Genomic DNA, 17,209 nt, shown 5'->3' on the forward strand with positions numbered 1-17,209 from the left:
CGTCGCTCTATGGCCACTTCACCACGGGGGGCATGGAGCTGAGGATCGACTCGACGTTGCCGCCGGTCTTCAGCCCGAACATGGTGCCGCGGTCGTAGAGCAGGTTGAACTCGACGTAGCGGCCGCGACGGATCAGTTGCTCCTCGCGCTCGGCCTCGGTCCAGGGCTCGTGCATCCGGCGGGCGACGATGTCGCAATAGACCTTGAGGAAGGCCTCGCCGATCGCCTGGGTGAAGGCGAAGTCCTTCTCCCAGTCGCCGCTGTCGTGGTGGTCGTAGAAGACGCCGCCGGTGCCGCGCGGTTCATTGCGGTGGGGCAGGAAGAAATACTCGTCGCACCACTGCTTGTATTTGGCGTGCCAGGACGGGTCGAAGGCGTCGCAGGCGCCCTTCATGGCGGCGTGGAAATCCACGGTGTCCGGGTGGTCGTCGCGGCGGTCCGCATCCAGTACGGGAGTCAGGTCGCCGCCGCCGCCGAACCAGGTCTTGGTCGTCGAGATCAGGCGGGTGTTCATGTGCACGGCAGGCACGCGCGGGCTGACCGGGTGGCAGATCAGGCTGATGCCGGTGGCGTAGAAGCGCGGGTCTTCCTCGGCGCCAGGCACATTCTTGGCGTAGTCGGCGGGGAAGGTTCCGTGGACGGTCGAGCAGTGGACGCCGACCTTTTCAAAAAGGCGGCCGCTCATCATGCCCATGACGCCGCCGCCGCCTTCCTTGCGGTCCCAGGGCGTGCGGACGAAGCGGCCGGGCTCTCCGGCGAACAGTTCGGCGGGGGCGGCGTCTTCCAGCGCCTCGAAACCGGCGTGGATCTTGTCGCGCAGGGTCTCGAACCAGACGCGGGCGCGCTCGCGGCGCTCAATCATCAGGGCGGGGTCAGCTTGGATCATGAGGGCTTCAACCATGACGCGGCCTTTCTGAACAGTCCGGCGGGGTGCGCGGATGCGAGCCTGATGCCGCAGCACGGGCGAGGGGGCCTTGATCCAGATCACAAGGCGCGACGCAAACGATGCCTACGGACGGTTCCCTCGACGGCGCGCATGTGCCAGCGTGCGGCGCCCGTAAAGCGGCGCCGTGTGGCGACCGGGCGGGTCTGTAGCTCAGAGGGGAAATCATGATCCGCATCGCCTTGCGCGCCAGCCTGCTGGCCGCCGCCTCCGTCGCCGTTCTGGCGGGACCGGTTCTGGCTCAAACGTCTCAGCCTCAAGAGGCGCGCGTGATGCAGATTTTGAAGCGCACGCCCCTGATCGACGGGCACAACGATTTGCCGTGGGCGCTGCGTCAGGGCTTCGGGAATGATCCGCACGGCGTTGATCTGAATGCGAATCTGTCAACGTCGACGCGCCTGCATACGGATATTCCGCGTCTGCGCGCCGGGGGCGTGGGCGGTCAGTTCTGGTCGGTCTATGTCCCCGCCAGCATGGCGCCGGTCGACGCCGCCAAGGCCACCTTCGAGCAGATCGACACGGTGAAGCGCATCGTCGCCGCCCATCCCGAGACCTTCGAGATCGCCACCACGGCCGACGACCTGGTCCGCATCCACCGCGCGGGCAAGATCGCCAGCCTGATCGGCATGGAGGGCGGCTATTCGATCGACGACTCTCTGGGCCTGCTGCGCGAGTTCTACGATTCGGGCGCGCGCTACATGACGCTGACCCACTCCAAGAGCACGACCTGGGCCGACAGCGGCACGGACGCGCCCAAGTGGGACGGCCTGAACGCCTTCGGCGAAGATGTGGTGCGCGAGATGAACCGTCTGGGCATGATGGTCGATCTCAGCCACGTATCCGAGGCCACCATGGTCGACGCCATTCGCGTGTCCGAGGCGCCGGTGATCTTCTCCCACTCTTCGGCGCGGGCGGTGACGGCTCATCCGCGCAACGTGCCTGACGCCGTGCTGCGCCAGATGGCGGGCAACGGCGGCATCGTCATGGTGACCTTCGTGCCGGGCTTCGTCAGCGAGGCCGTGCGGGCTTCGGGCGCCGCGCGCGGCGCGGAGATGACGCGGCTGACGGCCCTCAATCCCGGCGATCCCGCTGCGGTCAAGGCGGGCATGGACGCCTGGAACGCCGCCAATCCGGCGCCCAAGGCGACGATGGAGGACGTCATCGCCCACATCCAGCACGTCCGCGACGTGGCGGGGATCGACCACGTGGGCCTGGGCGGCGACTATGACGGCGTGGACAGCCTGCCGGTCGGCCTGGAGGGCGTGGACGGCTATCCGCGCCTGCTGGCCGAACTGATGCGCCGCGGCTGGAGCGAGGCCGACATCCGCAAGATCTCGGGCGAGAACCTGCTGCGCGTCATGCGCGCGGTGGAGCGCGTGGCGGCCTCGAAGAGCGCCGAGCGGCCGAGCCTTGCCAAACTGCCGAACGACGGCGCGCCGGAGTAAGGTTCAGGCTAGGACAAGGCGATCAGGCCGGCTCGTCGGCAGGCGTTCTGCGCCGGACGAGCCGGTCGATTTCGAAGGCCAGTTCTTCGGGAGCATGCCCGGAACGAATTTCCAGGAACTCGATACCGGCACGTCGGAGAGCTTCTCGTTTCACGGCGTCGCGGGCGGCGGCCGTGCCTTGATAGTGGCCTGAGCCCTGGTATTCGACCGCGGCGATCGGCAGACCGTCCCTGGCGATGATCAGCATGTCGACCCGCTTGCTGTTCACGGCCTGAAATGCGTTCGTATCCGTGGAGCCCAGAACCTCACCGAGCGAGACCTGGGCCATGACGCGCCAACCGAGCGGGTGCTTGGCCAAGCCGCGCTCCAAGGCGTAGAAGACGCGCGCTTCCTGTCGCGACATCAATCGTTTGGCGTAAAACTCAGCCTTCATGACCGTCGCCAGCTGATCTGTGGCGGGGTTTCGAGGCGTGGGAACGACCTTGACTGCGGTCGTCGACGGTTTGGTTCGGCGCCGCCCGCGGCGTTTCATGGCGTCAGCCGCGCCCAACCCGATCAGAAAACCTGCGAGAAGGGCGAACGCCAACAATAAAGGCAGTTGGTCCGGCGTGGTAAGCTTAAGCCACAGGGATTGCATCATGGTCTCCGCTATTGCGGATCGACGTTATGCCTGTGCGGGTTGGCGTGAACTGAACGGCTTTAGTTAATCGCTCAACGCGTCGGCAGTTCGTTCATCTGCCGCAACGCTTCATGCAGGCCGATTCCGGCGCTGACGGACAGGTTCAGCGACCGGGCTTCCGGGCGAATGGGGATGTAGATTCGCGCATCCGCCGCCGCATGGACGTAGTCGGGCGAACCGGCGCTCTCCTTGCCGAACAACAGAACGTCATCGGGCCGGAAAACAAAATCCGTCAGGGGTTGGGCCGCGCGCGTGGTGAACAGCACCAGCCGTCCCGGCGCCCGGTCGCGCTGGAAAGCGTCCCAGTCCGCATGGCGCGTCATATGGGACAGCGGGCCGTAATCCAGCGCCGCGCGCTTCATCGCACGATCGTCGAAATTGAAGCTGGTCGGCTCGATGACGTGCAATTCCACGCCGAAACAGGCGCTCAGACGGATGCAGGCGCCGACATTATGGGGGATGTCAGGTTGAAAAAGGGCGAGACGCATTCTAAGGCCCTCATACGCGCGGGGCGGGGCCTTGTCGCGGCTTTTGTTGCGACTGTTTCGCAAATCGCTTTCGCGACTTGTCAGGAACAGCCGAAACCAAGGCCGGACGGGCAGGGGTTTGCCGTCGCATGATAGGGTTCCATTCGGTTGACGTCCCTTCCCGGGGCGGGCGACCGGCGATGCAGAGGTGAAACGCGTGGCCGAATCGGTCGTGAATGCTGACGGGCCTGACGGCCAACACGGGGGTGGCGACGCCACCCGCCGCGACTTCATCCACATTGCGGCGGGCGCGGCTGCGGCCGGCGCCGGCGTGATGGTGGCGTGGCCCCTGATCAACCAGATGAACCCGGCGGCCGACACCCTGGCCCTGGCGTCGATCGAATTCGATCTGACCAAGGTTCAGGAAGGCCAGCAGGTCGTCATCAAGTGGCAGGGCAAGCCGGTCTTCGTGCGCTATCGCACCCCGGCCGAACTGACCAAGGTCATCGACGAGGGCGCCGTGGGCAGCCCGCCGCAGACCGACGCCGAGCGCACCAAGGAAGGCCACGAGAAATATCTCGTCGTCATCGGTTCGTGCACCCACCTGGGCTGCGTGCCGACCTTCAACGCCGGTGAATACGGCGGCTGGTTCTGCCCGTGCCACGGTTCGCACTACGACGCCTCGGGCCGCATCCGTAAGGGACCGGCGCCGCTGAACCTGATCGTGCCGAACTACGAATACGTGTCCGACACCCGCGTGAAGATCGGCTGAGGACGGACAGAGGAACCATGAGCGATCACGAATCCACTTACGTCCCGAAGACCGCCGTTGAGCGGTGGATGGACACCCGCCTGCCGATCATCCGTTTCGGCATGGACTATGCGAACCTGCCGACCCCGAAGAACCTGAACTACTGGTGGACCTTCGGCGGCATCCTGGCGATCTGCCTGATGACCCAGATCATCACCGGCATCGTCCTGGCCATGCACTACACCCCGCACGTCGACATGGCCTTCGCCTCGGTCGAGCGCATCATGCGCGACGTGAACGGCGGCTGGCTGATCCGTTATGTGCACGCCAACGGCGCGTCGATGTTCTTCATCGCCGTCTATCTGCACATGCTGCGGGGCCTGTACTATGGCTCCTACAAGGCGCCGCGCGAGATGATCTGGATCGTCGGCTGCGTCATCTTCTTCCTGATGATCGCCACGGCCTTCCTGGGCTACGTCCTGCCGTGGGGCCAGATGTCCTTCTGGGGCGCTGAGGTCATCACCAACCTGATCGGCGCCATTCCGGTCGTCGGCGAGCCGATCCTGGTCTGGCTGCGCGGCGGCCCGGCGATCGACAACGCGACGCTGAACCGCTTCTTCTCGCTGCACTACCTGCTGCCGTTCGTCATCGCCGGCTGCGTGGTGCTGCACCTGTGGGCCCTGCACGCCGCCGGTCAGAACAACCCGGTCGGCATCCTGATCCCGAAGGACCGTCAGGCCAAGGACACGCTGCCCTTCCACCCGTACTTCACGGTCAAGGACGGCTTTGCGATCATCCTGTTCCTGATCCTGTTCGCGGTGTTCGTCTTCTACAACCCTGGCGCCCTGGGCCACGCCGACAACTACATCCCGGCCAACCCGCTGCAGACCCCGGCGCACATCGTGCCTGAGTGGTACATGCTGCCCTTCTACGCGATCCTGCGCGCCATCCCCGACAAGTTCGGCGGCGTGGTGGCCATGTTCGCCGCGATCGGCGTGCTGTTCGTCCTGCCGTGGCTGGACACGTCCAAGGTGCGCTCCATGCGCTACCGCCCGACGATGAAGACCTTCTTCATCATCTTCCTGTTCGTCTGCTTCGGCCTGGGCTGGTGCGGCGCGCAGCTGCCGGACGCGCCGGTCGTGCCGGGCATGCCCAGCTTCAACCTGATCGACGGCCAGCTGAACTCCTACCTGTGGCTGACCCGCCTGTTCACCGCCTACTACTTCGTCTTCTTCCTGGTGCTGATGCCTCTCATCGGCCTGCGTGAGAAGCCGCTGCCGATCCCGGCGACGATCTCGGAGCCCGTGCTCCCGTCGACCGCAGCCGAGAAGGCCTGAGCGCGATGATGAGCAACGAGAAAAAGACCGTGTCCTTCCGCAAGATCCTCGTCTCCGTGACGGCCGCTGTCGGCCTGGTCGCCATCGCCGCTCCGGCGATGGCCGCCGGGGGCGCCAAGCATCCGCGCGACGGCGGCTTCAGCTTCGCCGGTCCGTTCGGCACCTTCGACCAGGGCCAGCTGCAGCGCGGCTACAAGGTCTATCGTGAAGTCTGCGCCTCGTGCCACGGCATGGATCTGGTGCACTTCCGCAACCTGGGCGACAAGCACGGGCCGTTCTGGAATCCGAAGTATCCGAACCCGAACGACAACCCGGTCGTGAAGGCTCTGGCCAAGGAGATCCAGGTCGCCGACATCGACTCGGAAACGGGTGAAGACCTGCGTCGCGACGCCACCACGGCGGACCGCTTCCCCAACCCCTACCCGAACCCGACGGCGGCCGCTGCGGCCAACGGCGGCGCCATGCCGCCGGACCTGTCGGTCATGGCCAAGGCTCGCCACGACGGCGCCAACTACATCTATTCGCTGCTGTCGGGCTATTCGACCCCGCCGGCGGGCCTGAAGATGGCGCCGGGCCAGCACTACAACCCCTATATGGCGGGCGACATGACCCCGTTCTGGGAAGGCAAGGGCCATGTGCCGCCGGGCGGCTTCATCGCCATGCCGGCGCCGCTGACCGCCGGTCAGGTCACCTATGACGACGGCACCGAGGCGACCGTGGACCAGATGTCGAAGGACGTCGCGGCCTTCATCGCCTGGACATCCGAGCCGAAGATGGTCGAGCGCAAGCAGATGGGCTTCGGGGTCATCATCTTCCTGCTGGCCTTCGCGGGCGTGACCTACGCCAGCTATCGCCGCATCTGGAAGGGCGTCGCCCACTAAGGCGCTTTCTCCTCGCAGACGAAACGACCCGCCGGAGCGATCCGGCGGGTTTTTTCGTGGGCGGCGTCCTGTGCCGTCAGCGCGCCAGGGTGGTGCAGCGGATCAGGCGCTGGGGCTGCTCATTAGGCCGATCCAGCCAGATCAGGCGCAAGGCGTCGTCGGTGGCTTCGAAGCGGGCGGGGCGTTCGGCCTGGCCGGCGGCCGTCTGGCAGGAGAGGAGGGCGTCGTAGCCTTGGCCGCGCTCATTGATGGTTTCGATCACGCAGAGCAGTCCGCGCCCGTGCAGATCGGTGGTGGTGATCTCGAGCGCGGCCTCATCGTCTGGCTGCGCGCAGGCGCCGGCCGCGGCGGCCCATCGGCCGACGAAGCTGGTCGCGCCGGCGCCGCGCAGCAAGGGCTCCATCCCCGGCGGGCGCTGGGGCGGGGGCGCCGAGGTTCCCGGCCCCTGTATGGGTTGGGCGGGCTCCGTGGGCGGGTTGACCTGTCCCGGCGGGTCGCAGGCCGCCAGCAGGGGCGCCAGCACGATGAAGAAGAGAGGCGAAGGGCGCTTCATTTCCGCCTCAACGTGCGGGCGGGCGAGGGCGTTGCCGCCCTTGCCTTTTGATGCGTCAACGTCGGGCCGCCGCGCTGCGGTCGCGGACCTGGCCGAACTCGGAGGTCGGCTTCCAACTCGGCCATTCGTCGCCGTTGGCCAGGTCCAGGCCCAGGCGATAGAGCAGTGTCAGGTTCTCGACCGCCGAGCGCAGATCCCAGTCGGCCGACCACTCGTCGCTCGGACGGTGATAGTCGGCGCCGAACTTGGCCTTCCAGGCCGGCAGGCCCGCCTCGCGGCCGCCCTCGACCCAATCCACCCCGTGCCAGGGCATCAGGGCCGGCACGCCTGCACGGGCGAAGGGGAAGTGGTCGGAGCGGTAGTAGAAATTCTGCTCCGGCTGGCCGTCGTCCGAGACGTAGCGGCCCTCCTGTTCGGCCAGGGCCTGAAGGTCGTCCTCGAGGCTGTTCTGGCCCTTGCCGAAGATGGGCACGTCGCGAGTCGGGCCGCTGAGGGGCAGCATGTCGATGTTGATGTCGGCCACCGTCGTCTCCAGCGGATAGACCGGATCGGCGACATAGGCGTAGGCGCCCAGCAGGCCCATCTCCTCGGCCGCCATATGGGCGAAGACGAGGGTGCGCTTCGGCGTCGGGGCGGCCTTCAGCTGGCGCGCCATCTCGACCACGCCGATGGTGCCCGAGGCGTTGTCCCAGGCGCCGTTGAACACCTTGTCGTCGCCCGCTGCGTGTTCATTGACGCCGACATGGTCCCAGTGGGCGGAATAGATGACGACCTCGTTCGGGCGTTCCGTTCCGGTGATGCGCGCCAGAAGGTTGTGGGTGCGCAGGATTTCGACCGATTCCTCGGCCGAGGCGGTGATCCGCGTCTCCAGCGGGAAGGCGCGGAAGTCGCCGGTTTCGAAGCGGGGCTTCAGCGACGCCAGGTCCACGCCCATTTCGGCGGCGACGTCGCGGTTGACGGCGCCGCTGAGGGTCAGTTCGGCTGAGCCGGGCGTCAGGGTGCGGGTGCGGCCGGCCCCCGATGTCTCGCGTCGCCAGGCGGCCGCGCCCGCGTCGCCGTCGACGACGGTCAGAACCGCCACGGCGCCGCGCCGCTTGGCCTCGTCAGCCTTGTAGGCGGCGGACTGGTAGGTGGTGGCGTAGGGGCCGTTGAACAGTTCGCCGTCGGGCTCGCCCGCCACGACCAGGACGACCGCTCCGGTCACGTCCAGATCGCCGTAGTCGTCCCAGCCTCGCTCGGGCGCATGGATGCCGTAGCCTGCGAAGACCATGGGGGCGTCGATCACCTGGCCCACGGCCGCATCGTTCATCGCTCGCAGGGTGAAGTCGGTCCCGGCGGTCAGGGCGCGGCCGCCGGACGGCGTTCCGGTCAAGGCCAGCGCGGGCTCGCCCCTGGGCGTCAGGCGCTTCAGGTCGATGACCTGCAGCCATTGGCCGTTCGGTCCGCCAGGCTCCAGCCCCATGGCCTCATACTGGGCCTGCAGCCAATCCAGCGTTTTCTTCTCGCCCTCCGTGCCGGGGTAGCGGCCCTGGAAGTCGTCGGCGCTGATGACGCGGATGTCGTCGGACAGGCGCTGGGCTGAAAAGTCCTGGGCCGAGGCGGCGCCCGCGACGAGGATCAGCGCGGCGGCGGCGACGCCGCGAATGAAGCGATGGTGCATGGCGTTTCCTTCGACCTTCCCCACGAGGCCGTTTCCCATAGTCTTAGGGCGGCCCCTTGCGAGGCCGCCCCTTACATTTTCGTCATGTTCGACCGAAGGGCCGGATCAGCGGCGCTGAGCGGCGCTCTTGGCGCGTTCCGGGCCGAACTCCGAGCCGGACTTCCATTCCGGCCAGGTGCGGCTGTTGGCCAGATCCTGACCGACCTTGAACATGACATCCAGATCCTGAAGCATGCCCGAGTAGTCCCAATCGGCCTCCCACTCGTCCGCCGCCTGGTGATAGCGGTTGGCGCGATAGTCGGCGGCGCGCGCCAGGCGCGGCTCGATCGGCGCGTCGACGAACTCGCCCGTCGAGGACAGATAGGCCATCGGCACGCCCTTCTTGGCGAGCGGGAAGTGGTCGGAGCGGAAGTAGATGCCCGCCGCGGCGCCGGCGTCGCCGACGAAGCCGCGTCCCTGCACCGCCGCCGCCGCGATCACCGGCTCGTCCAGTTCGGAATGGCCGTAGCCGGTCACGCCCAGCTTGTTCATCCGGCCGAAGACGGCGGAGGAGTCGATGTTGAAGCCGCCGACGGTCTTCTCCAGCGGATACAGCGGGTTGGCGGCGTAGAATTCCGAACCCAGCAGGCCGCTTTCTTCGCCGGTGAAGCTGATCATGACGATGGTGCGCTCAGGCCGCGGTCCGGCCGACCATTGGCGCGACATTTCCAGCAGGGCCGCCGTGCCCGAGGCATTGTCGATGGCGCCGTTGAAGATGCGGTCGCCGTTGGCGTCCGGCTCGCCCATGCCGATGTGGTCCCAGTGGCCGGTGTAGAGGATGGTCTCGTCCGGATGGGTCGAGCCTTCCAGCTTGGCCACGACGTTGTGGGTGACGATGCGCTCGGACTTCACGTCCATGCGGGCGTCGAGGGTCGCGCCGGTCAGTTCGACGGGCTGGAAGTCGCGGCTGCGCGCCTTGATCTTCTCCTGCTCGAAGTCGAGGCCCGCGCGGCGGAACAGGTCGACGGCCAGATCGCGCTGGATCCAGCCTTCCATCGCCACGCGCTCGGCCGACGGATCGGCGCGCACGATGTCGAACTGCGGCACGCCCCAGGAGTTGGCGACCGTGGTCCAGCCGTAGGAGGCGGGCTTGGTCTCGTGAACGATCAGCACGCCCGCCGCGCCCTGACGCGCGGCTTCCTCAAACTTGTAGGTCCAGCGGCCGTAATAGGTCATGGCCTCGCCGCCGAAGGTGTTCAGCGACGGGTCTTCGAAGTCGGCGTCGTTGACCAGGACGACGATCACCTTGCCGCGCACGTCAGTCTTGAAGTCGTTCCACTGACGCTCGGGCGCGCTGATGCCGTAGCCGACGAAGACCAGCGGCGCGTCCTTCAGGTCGACGCCGTTGCTGGGCAGGCGGGTCGTCATGGTGACTTCCTGGCCCTGCGTCAGCGGCTGGCTCCAGTCGCCCAGCTTCAGCTGGCCCGAGACGTTGGAGACGGTGAAGCGGTTCAGGCCGACCGCCTGGGTCCAGCCGCCGTTCTCGCCGCCCGGCGCGAAGCCGGCGGCCGCATACTGGCGGCTCAGGTAGTCGATGACCTTCTGCTCGGCCGGGGTGGCGATGCCGCGCCCCTCGAAGCTGTCGTCCGACAGGACGCGGATGTCCTCGGAAATGCGCGCGGCGTCGAAGGCGGGCGCGGTCTGGGCCTGAGCAGCGGCGCCGCCGGCCAGGGCCGCGGCGAAAGCCAGGACGGCGACGGAAGATGAAATACGCATACAGTCTCACCCCTCGGAGAATTCGATGGCGGGACCGTAGTGAGCCGGATCAGCGGAGTCGACAGCCAAGCGCCGCGTCGGCGGCGCCTGGCTGGGACAGGTCGAAAAATCAGACGGCGGCCAGCGCCTGGTCCAGATCGGCGATCAGGTCGTCGATGTGTTCGATGCCGACGGACAGGCGCACGGTGTCCTCGGTCACGCCCGCCTTCTTCAGCTCGTCAGGCGACAGCTGGCGGTGGGTGGTCGAGGCTGGGTGGCAGACCAGCGACTTGGCGTCGCCGATGTTGACCAGACGGGTGAAGATCTTCACCGCGTCCTGGAAGCGGGCGCCCGCCTCGCGGCCGCCCTTCACGCCGAAAGTCAGAAGGCCGGACGCCTTGCCGCCGAAATACTTCTTGATCAGCGGGTTGGACGGATGGTCTTCCAGCCCGGCGTAGTTGACCCATTCCACCTTGGGGTGGGCCTTCAGCCACTGGGCGACGGCGGTCGCGTTCTCGACGTGGCGGTCCATGCGCAGGGCCAGCGTCTCAAGCCCCTGAAGGATCAGGAAGCTGTTGAACGGCGAGATGGCGGCGCCCGTGTTGCGCAGCAGGACGGTGCGCACCCGGCCGATGAAGGCCGCCGGGCCAAGCGCCTCGGTGTAGACGACGCCGTGGTAACTGACTTCCGGCTCGTTCAGGCGGCGGAAGCGCGCCTTGTGCTCGGCCCAGGGGAAGTTGCCGCTGTCCACGATGGCGCCGCCGATGCTGGTGCCGTGGCCGCCGATGTATTTGGTCAGGGAGTGGATGACGATGTCCGCGCCGTGCTCGATCGGGCGGGTCAGGTAGGGGGTCGGCACGGTGTTGTCGACGATCAGCGGCAACCCTTGCGCGTGGGCCGCGTCAGCCAGGGCGCCGAAGTCGACGACATTGCCCAGCGGGTTGCCGATGGATTCGCAGAAGACCGCCTTGGTGCGCTCATCCGTATGGGCGGCGATGGCGGCCGGGTCGGCGGCGTCGATGAAGCGCACCGTGACGCCGTACTGGGGCAGGGTGTGGGCGAACAGATTATAGGTGCCGCCATACAGGGTCGAGGTGGCGATAATGTTGTCGCCCGCCTCCGCGATGGTCAGGATCGCATAGGTGATCGCCGCCTGACCCGAGGCCACGGTCAGCGCCGCAATGCCGCCCTCCAGCGCCGCGATGCGCTGTTCCAGCACGTCGGACGTCGGGTTCATGATGCGGGTGTAGATGTTGCCCGCCACCTTCAGGTCGAACAGATCCGCCCCGTGCTGGGTGTCGTCGAAGGCGTAGCTGGTGGTCTGATAGATGGGCACGGCAACCGATTTGGTGGTCGGATCAGGCGAATAGCCCGCATGCACGGCGAGGGTATCGAACTTCATGGCGTCCCTGGAGAATTTTCAGCGTCAGTCGGCTGATTCATTCAGGGCTTTGGCGATACCTGCAAGGGTATGGAATTTCAGTAATTCTATCAGGGCGGTCAGATTTTCTAACCGCCCTGAGGAAGTGTCTTAGTTGTTGAACAGGAAATGCATCACATCCCCGTCCTTGACGATGTAGGCCTTGCCTTCGGCGCGCATCTTGCCCGCTTCCTTGGCGCCCGCTTCGCCTTTCAGCGCGACATAGTCGTCGAAGGCGATGGTCTCGCCGCGGATGAAGCCTTTTTCGAAGTCGGTGTGGATCACGCCCGCCGCCTGCGGCGCGGTGGCGCCGACGGGGATGGTCCAGGCGCGCGCTTCCTTCGGCCCGACGGTGAAGTAGGTCTGCAGGCCCAGCAGCTTGTAGGCCTCGCGGATCAGGCGGTTCAGGCCGGGCTCTTCCAGACCCAGGGTCTCGAGGAACTCCTTCTGCTCCTCGTCGTCCAGGACGGCGATTTCCGACTCGATCTGGGCCGAGATGACGACTGAGTTGGCGTTGTCCTCGGCGGCGCGCTTGGCGACCAGATCGGACAGCTCATTGCCCTTGTCGGCCGAGCCTTCCTCGACGTTGGCGACATAGAGGGCGGGCAGGGCGGTCAGCAGCTGCAGCATGTCCCAAGCCTTCTTGTCCTCCTTGGACACCTCGGCCAGACGCGCGGGCTTGCCGTCGCGCAGCTTCTCGAGTGCGGCGTCGATCAGCTTCAGGTTCAGCTGGGATTCCTTGTCGCCGCCCTTGGCGCGCTTCTCGATCTGGACGCGGCGGCGCTCAAGGCTCTCGAGGTCGGCCAGCATCAGCTCGGTCTCGATGATCTCGAGGTCCGAGATCGGGTCGATGCGGTTCTCGACGTGGGTGATGTCGTCATCGACGAAGCAGCGGGCGACGAAGGCGATGGCGTCGCAGTCGCGGATGTTGGCCAGGAACTGGTTGCCCAGGCCCTCGCCCTTGGATGCGCCGCGCACCAGACCGGCGATGTCCACGAAGGTGATCCGCGAGGGGATGATCTCCTTGGACCCGGCGATGCCGGCCAGGACGTTCAGGCGCGGCTCCGGCACGGCCACGTCGCCGGTGTTCGGCTCGATGGTGCAGAACGGATAGTTGGCCGCTTGGGCCGCCGCCGTCTTGGTCAGGGCGTTGAACAGGGTGGACTTGCCGACGTTGGGCAGGCCGACGATCGCGACTTTCAGGGCCATGGTATTCCTCGTGAGCGCGAGCCTTTAGCCGGTTCGGGCCGGTTTGTCAGGCTCGCGCCGCCAAGAGAGCCTCCTACTCTTCGGAATCCACCACCGGCGGCTGCTTGATGGCCGCGTGGACGCCGATGGGACCGGCCTTCTCGAACGTCAGGGTGAAGGAGGCGACGCCGCCGTCGACCAGCGGATCACGCAGGCCCATCAGCATGATGTGGTTGCCGCCGGGCTTCAGCTCGACCGGGGTTCCGGCGGGCAGGGGCAGGCCGTCGGCCAGGTGGGCCATGCTCATGACCCCGTTCTCCATCTTCATCTCATGCACCTCGGCCGACTGGGCCAGGGCGGTCGAGACGCTGACCAGACGGTCGTCGGAGCCTGCCGTCAGGGTCAGGTAGCAGCCCCCGGCCTTGGCGCCGTTGGGGGTGGGGCGGCACCAGGCGTCGGCGACCTGGACCACGCCGGGGGCGACGGCGGCGTCCTTGGCGGCCTCGGCCGACTTTTCGGCGGGCTGGCCGCAGGCGGCGAGGGTGAGGGCGGCGGCCGACAGGACGGTCAGGGCGAACAGAGGTTTCATGTTGAAGCTCCTTCTCAAGAGGCTGCGACGGGCTTGGACCCGGCGAACGCCCGCGCCGCTCGGTCGAGCAGCAGGGCGGCCACGAGGCTCAGTCCCGTCAAGGGATAGAGGATGGACAGGGGGATGACGATGCACAGCACGGCGATTCTCGCGCGGGGGCCGGGCGGCGCGGGCGGGGCGCCGGCAAGGCGGCGCGACAGGCTGGGCGGGCGGCGCTTCCACCACATGATCAACCCGCTGATCGCCAGCAGCCAGACGGCGATGCAGCCGATCAGCATGACGATGCGGTTGATCCAGCCGTATTGCGTTCCCTGATGGACGGCGATGCCCCATTCGAAGCCCTTGGCCATGACGCCGAACTGGCTCCAGCGCAGGTCGGCCTTCACCGCCCCGGTGGCGCCATCGACATAGAGGCTGCGGGCGTCCTCGGCCTTGCGGGTCTGGCGGGAGACGGTCCAGGCCAGGTCGGAGGATCGGGGGATGCTGACGGTGAAGGGGCGGGGCAGGGCCTGCGCCTGCGCGGTTTCAAGAACGCGCGTCAGACTGGCGACGCCGTGCCCATGCGCGGGCATGACGGCGTTCTCCAGCGTCCAGCCCACGTCCGCGGGGGCGTCGTGGGGCTTGGCGTGGCTCCAGGGGCTGGCGGCGGCGGGCGCGGGCGGGCGGCCCAGTCCCGTGTCGCGCATGACGCCCATGAACCGATCGCCCCAGACGGCTGACCACGGCATCCCGGTGGCCGCCAGGAAGATGATCACTCCGCCGACATAGAAGCCGGTCAGGGCGTGGACATCGCGCCAGAAGGGGCGGCGGCTGGCGTCGCTCTGGCTGGGCTTCAGCACGGCGGCGACGCGGCGGCGCGGCCACCACAGGTAGATGCCGGTGGCGCACAGGATGATGGCCCAGCCCGCGATGATCTCGACCAGAATGTTCAGCGCCGTGCCGATGGGGCCGCCGAACAGGGTCAGGGAGTGCAGCTTCTTGATCGTCTCGGTCACGCCGCCATAGGCGGTGACGCCGGTGACCGTGGCGGTGTGCGGATCGACGAAGACGGTGCGCTGGGCGCCGTCGGGCCTGTCGACGCGGACGCGCACGGCCTGATCGGCGCGGTCAGGCACCAGCACATTTGCCGCCCGGCCTTCGCCTGCGCGGGCGGCGGCGGCCAGCCACTGATCAGGATCGGCTTGCTGGGCGCTAGCCGGAACCTCGATCATGGAGCGATAGACGGCGTGGTCGATCTCGTCCTTGAACAGATGGAGGCCGCCCGTCAGCGTCAGCAGCATCAGGAACGGCATCACCAGCACCCCGGCGTAGAAGTGCCAGCGCCAGACGGCCCGATAGGCGCCGGACATCATGTCCGGCGCCTTGGTCTTGAGAGAGGCGGTCATCAGTAGGCCAGCCGCAGGCCGACGAAGACCGAACGGCCCTCGCCGGGGAAGAAGACGGCCGTCTGCGACGAGCGAGCGTCGGTCACGGCCGAGAACTCGCCGACGTAACGCTTGTCGGTCAGGTTACGCGCGTCGATGTAGACCGAGGTGCGGGCGTTGATGTTGAAGCCGCCGGTCAGGCCCAGCACGGCGTAGTCCGGCGCCTTCATGGTGTTGGCGTAATCGACGTAGGGGCTGGACATCCGCCACTCGACCGACGGGGTGACGAAGACGCCCGTCGGATGGCGCCAGGTCAGCTCGGCCCGGTACTGGTGCTCGGGCACGACCGGCAGGCGATTGTCGCCCCACAGGGCGTCGCCGTCGAAGCGGAAGTCGCTCCAGTTATAGACCTGACGCAGCATCAGCGACCCGTCCGCCAGTTCGACGGGAAGGGTCCAGTCCAGCCCGGCCTCGATTCCCTGATGGATCGTCTTCTTGGCGTTGAAGGTGGCGACGGGGATGTCGGGGCCGGTGATGAAGTTCAGCATCTCGCCCTCGATCCGGCTGCGATAGGCGACCAGATCCCAGGCCAGAGGGCCATGACGGCCGCGCGTGCCGATCTCGCCGGTCCAGGCGTCCTGAACCTCGACCGGGGTGAAGCCGGTCAGCGGCGCCTGCACCAGGGCGCCATAGGTCGGCGGCTCGACCGAGCGGGTCAGGTTGGCGAAGACCTGGGCGCCGTTCTCGGCTTCCCACAACAGGCCCATGCGCGGCGAGAACCAGTCATAGTCCCGGCTGGCATCATTGGCCGAGGTCATGCGGTCTAGATAGTCGCGCGTGGCGCGTCCCCATGAGCCGCCCGCGACCAGAGCTAGTTGGTCGGTGACGAACAGCCGCCCCTCGGCGAAGACGTCCAGACCGGAGGCGTCCTGACGCGCATCGGCGGTCTTGGCGCCGCGCTGACCCGCCAGGTTCACATAGCGCAGGGCCTCGACCTCTCCCTCGCGCCACGAGAAGCCGTAGAAGGCGTCGGCGCGCAGGCCGCCGATCTGGCCGGTCCAGTCGATGCGGGCGAAGGCGCCGCGCGTCGTGCTGTCCTGATCCAGCACCTGGAAGATCGGGTGATAGAGGGATTTCTCCCAGCCCCAGACCGCGCCCTCGAACAGGGTCGATTCGTTGAAGCGCCAGCGGGTCTGGAGCGTCAGCCGCTTGACCGTCAGATCGCGGGCCTGATCGCCGGACAGGGCGCTGGCTGAGGCCATGCGTGGGGTGTTCAGCGCCTGTTTCAGCGTCAGGGAGCCGGGCATGTCCTGCTTGATGTCGGCGGCCTGGGCGATCAGGCGCACTTCGCGGTCCTCGCCGAAGGAACGGCCCGCATTGACGGTCAGGCGCCCCTGCGATTGCTGGCTGTGGTCGCGCCAGCCGTCGCCTTGCATGGCGGTGGCGGCGGCGAAGACGTCCCAGGCGCCATAGGTCTCGGCGACGGCGCCATGAGCGCGCACGAAGCCGTAGCTGCCGCCCTCGACCTGCATCAGGGCGCGCTGGCGGGCCGTGCGGCCGGTCGGGGTGACGAGGTTGATCGCCCCGCCTAACTGGGCCCCGCCGAAGCGCAGGGTGTTGGCGCCCTTCCACACCTCGACATAGCGGGCGCTGAGGGAATCCACGCTCTGGAAGTCGGAAAAGCCGTCGGCGTCGGCGAAGGGCACGCTGTCCTGGGCGAACAGGACGCCGCGCTGGTGGAAGCCCTGGGCGATGCACGAGCCGCGGATGGACAGGCGGCTTTCCTCGCCGAACCGCTTTTGCGCCAGCACGCCGGGGACGTTGCGCAGGGTGTCGGAGAAGCCCTGGACGAAGCGGTCGGAATAGCTTTCGGCCGACACCACGGCGACGGCGCCGGGGGTGCGGCTGAGACGATCGCGGGCCTCGGCCACGACGGTCGGGTCTTCGGCGTTGCGACGGCCGGTGACGATGATGCTGTCGACGACGGTGGGGGCGTCAGCCTCCGACAGGTCGTAGGCATGGGCGAGGGACGGCGCCAGGCAGGCGCCGATCAGCAGGGCGCACGGCGCCGCAGCGGTCTTGAGAGACATGGAATTCGTATCCTGAAAACAGATGTGCGGCCGCGCAGGCCTTCAGCAGGCGCGCGGCGTCGATGGGTCTGGTTTTCAGGCGTGAGGCGGGGCGCGCCTGCTGAAGGC

General features: G+C 67.4%; 15 protein-coding genes. 4 read left to right on the plus strand and 11 right to left on the minus strand.

Translation table 11 applies throughout. The annotated features are described in order from the left end of the window. Window positions 1-7 precede the first annotated feature (7 nt). Complete coding sequence (hemF, locus tag BJP32_RS10230; RefSeq protein WP_369822405.1) at window positions 8-862, minus strand: oxygen-dependent coproporphyrinogen oxidase; 855 nt, start codon at window positions 860-862, stop codon at window positions 8-10. A 248-nt stretch (window positions 863-1,110) separates the two neighbouring features. Between hemF and BJP32_RS10235 the strand changes: the two genes are divergently transcribed. Further along, entirely contained in the window at window positions 1,111-2,388 is a 1,278-nt protein-coding gene (locus BJP32_RS10235; protein ID WP_040345738.1) for a dipeptidase, read from the plus strand. A 22-nt stretch (window positions 2,389-2,410) separates the two neighbouring features. Here the strand turns inward: BJP32_RS10235 and BJP32_RS10240 are convergent, their stop codons facing one another. Together BJP32_RS10240 and BJP32_RS10245 are read right to left on the minus strand one after the other, a co-directional pair. Next, window positions 2,411-3,028, minus strand: a complete 618-nt coding sequence (locus tag BJP32_RS10240; protein ID WP_088409983.1) for a DUF2726 domain-containing protein — start codon at window positions 3,026-3,028, stop codon at window positions 2,411-2,413. Window positions 3,029-3,099: 71 nt separating this feature from the next. Next, on the minus strand, window positions 3,100-3,555 hold the full coding sequence (locus tag BJP32_RS10245; RefSeq protein WP_076223926.1) for a tRNA (cytidine(34)-2'-O)-methyltransferase: 456 nt from the start codon (window positions 3,553-3,555) through the stop codon (window positions 3,100-3,102). 196 nt (window positions 3,556-3,751) lie between these two features. On the opposite strand from BJP32_RS10245, the gene petA reads away from it, so the two are divergent. Genes petA through BJP32_RS10260 form a run of 3 tightly spaced genes read left to right on the plus strand, consistent with a single transcriptional unit; the run spans window position 3,752 to window position 6,503 of the window. Continuing rightward, entirely contained in the window at window positions 3,752-4,306 is a 555-nt protein-coding gene (petA, locus tag BJP32_RS10250; protein WP_040345735.1) for a ubiquinol-cytochrome c reductase iron-sulfur subunit, read from the plus strand. Window positions 4,307-4,323: 17 nt separating this feature from the next. Next, window positions 4,324-5,622: a cytochrome b/b6 gene (locus tag BJP32_RS10255; protein WP_003165565.1), complete on the plus strand. Its 1,299-nt coding sequence runs from the start codon at window positions 4,324-4,326 to the stop codon at window positions 5,620-5,622. A 5-nt stretch (window positions 5,623-5,627) separates the two neighbouring features. Further along, window positions 5,628-6,503, plus strand: a complete 876-nt coding sequence (locus tag BJP32_RS10260) for a cytochrome c1 (protein ID WP_003165564.1) — start codon at window positions 5,628-5,630, stop codon at window positions 6,501-6,503. A 76-nt stretch (window positions 6,504-6,579) separates the two neighbouring features. Here BJP32_RS10260 and BJP32_RS10265 read toward each other — a convergent pair whose 3' ends face one another. The 8 genes from BJP32_RS10265 to BJP32_RS10300 all read right to left on the minus strand — a co-directional run bounded on the left by BJP32_RS10265 (window position 6,580) and on the right by BJP32_RS10300 (window position 17,101). Then, window positions 6,580-7,056 (minus strand): hypothetical protein, encoded by a 477-nt coding sequence (locus tag BJP32_RS10265; protein WP_046651971.1) that lies wholly within the window; start codon window positions 7,054-7,056, stop codon window positions 6,580-6,582. A 55-nt stretch (window positions 7,057-7,111) separates the two neighbouring features. Continuing rightward, window positions 7,112-8,716, minus strand: coding sequence for a M28 family peptidase (locus BJP32_RS10270; protein WP_076223952.1), 1,605 nt, complete (start codon window positions 8,714-8,716; stop codon window positions 7,112-7,114). A 105-nt stretch (window positions 8,717-8,821) separates the two neighbouring features. Beyond that, window positions 8,822-10,471: a M28 family metallopeptidase gene (locus tag BJP32_RS10275; RefSeq protein ID WP_076223927.1), complete on the minus strand. Its 1,650-nt coding sequence runs from the start codon at window positions 10,469-10,471 to the stop codon at window positions 8,822-8,824. A 109-nt stretch (window positions 10,472-10,580) separates the two neighbouring features. Next, complete coding sequence (locus BJP32_RS10280) at window positions 10,581-11,852, minus strand: O-acetylhomoserine aminocarboxypropyltransferase/cysteine synthase family protein (protein WP_076223929.1); 1,272 nt, start codon at window positions 11,850-11,852, stop codon at window positions 10,581-10,583. A gap of 129 nt (window positions 11,853-11,981) precedes the next feature. Beyond that, complete coding sequence (gene ychF, locus BJP32_RS10285) at window positions 11,982-13,079, minus strand: redox-regulated ATPase YchF (RefSeq protein ID WP_046651968.1); 1,098 nt, start codon at window positions 13,077-13,079, stop codon at window positions 11,982-11,984. 73 nt (window positions 13,080-13,152) lie between these two features. Continuing rightward, entirely contained in the window at window positions 13,153-13,647 is a 495-nt protein-coding gene (locus BJP32_RS10290) for a copper chaperone PCu(A)C (RefSeq protein ID WP_003165558.1), read from the minus strand. Between the two features lie 14 nt (window positions 13,648-13,661). Further along, window positions 13,662-15,032: a PepSY domain-containing protein gene (locus tag BJP32_RS10295; protein ID WP_046651967.1), complete on the minus strand. Its 1,371-nt coding sequence runs from the start codon at window positions 15,030-15,032 to the stop codon at window positions 13,662-13,664. After that, window positions 15,032-17,101, minus strand: a complete 2,070-nt coding sequence (locus BJP32_RS10300; protein WP_046651965.1) for a TonB-dependent receptor domain-containing protein — start codon at window positions 17,099-17,101, stop codon at window positions 15,032-15,034. The genes BJP32_RS10295 and BJP32_RS10300 overlap by 1 nt, the downstream gene beginning before the upstream one ends. Window positions 17,102-17,209: the final 108 nt, after the last annotated feature.

Source organism: Brevundimonas sp. ZS04, assembly GCF_001956865.1.
Lineage (GTDB): Bacteria > Pseudomonadota > Alphaproteobacteria > Caulobacterales > Caulobacteraceae > Brevundimonas > Brevundimonas diminuta.